Origin of the sequence: Stenotrophomonas sp. SrG (assembly GCF_050031795.1) — a bacterium.
Lineage (GTDB): Bacteria > Pseudomonadota > Gammaproteobacteria > Xanthomonadales > Xanthomonadaceae > Stenotrophomonas > Stenotrophomonas rhizophila_A.
In genome coordinates this window covers 1-237 of the sequence record NZ_JBNBBE010001264.1, presented here as the reverse complement: position 1 = coordinate 237, position 237 = coordinate 1, and the positions used below count along the sequence as shown (strand labels likewise).

The 237-nt window shown below is 72.2% G+C and carries 1 pseudogene; it reads right to left on the bottom strand.

Annotation, left to right across the window (positions count from 1 at the left end):
• Positions 1-237 (bottom strand): annotated as a pseudogene (locus ACQG3P_RS23480) (hypothetical protein); the annotation flags it as partial.

Sequence of the window (237 nt, the reverse complement as noted above, 5' to 3'; positions counted from 1 at the left end):
GTTTCTTCCTGGGCGATGGCCGCCGCCGAGCCGCCGGCCCCGCCCATCTGGAAGACGGTCTTGCGGGCCAGGTAGGGCACGGCCAGGTTCAGGGCCAGGCGCGGGGTGAGGCCCCAGCGTGCGGCGAGGTGGGAGGTGGGGGTGGCGGCCTCGACGTGTTCGATGGCGATGTTGCCGAGGAAGATCGCGTCGAGGGCGAGGACGCCGGTGAGGGTCCGCTGCTTGCGGTCGTAGCGT